General features: G+C 75.1%; 1 protein-coding gene. It reads right to left on the reverse strand.

The genetic code is table 11. From position 1 onward, the window contains the following. Positions 1–99 precede the first annotated feature (99 nt). Positions 100–682: hypothetical protein (locus P409_RS39865; RefSeq protein WP_034849889.1), on the reverse strand; the 583-nt coding region annotated here is incomplete at its 5' end.

Genomic DNA, 682 nt, shown 5'->3' on the forward strand with positions numbered 1-682 from the left:
GTCGGCTTCGCCTCCTCGCAATGACGATGAGGGACGGACGTCGCGAAACGGTCTCGCTTGCAGGATGGGGTGGCTCCGGCCCATCCGGCCGGCGTCCGGTCAGCCGGTGTCGGGCTTGTCGGCCCAGTCGAGGCAGGGGAAGGGTTCGAGGCCGAGGGAGAGGCAGAGGCGTTCGGCGACGCGCATCGGCGGCTCGGCGTCGAGCAGGGCGGGGATGTCGGGCTCCCGCAGCCGGGCCTCGATCCCGGCCTTGAGCTCCGGGACCAGATCGGCATCGATATGGAGCAGCGGCAGCCGCATCAGCTCGGTCAGCCGGGCCCGGCGCTGGGCCTTGATGTCAGTGCCCTCCGGCGGGGCCGGCCAGGGCGGGTCCGACCAGTCCGGGGCGCGGCGGCGCCAGGCGTCCGACAGGCCGAAGCCGCAGGCCAGGCCGGCGATGACCGGGCCGACCGGCCGGTCCTCGACCCGGTTGTCCTCGTCCTCGTAGAGCGCGGCGATCCCCTCATGCAGCTCGGCGATGCGCGCCTCGGCCTTGTCGCGCGGCCCGGCCGACGGCTCCGGGTCCCAGACCAGGGCCTCGAGGGCGTCGGTGACATGGTTGCGCTGGCGGGCGCGGCGGGCCCGGCGGTCGGCCTTGTCGCCGGCGCAGAGATCGGCGGCGGCGCGGCTGCGCAGCAGCAGC

The sequence above is a fragment of the Inquilinus limosus MP06 genome, assembly GCF_000767795.1.
GTDB lineage: Bacteria > Pseudomonadota > Alphaproteobacteria > DSM-16000 > Inquilinaceae > Inquilinus > Inquilinus limosus_E.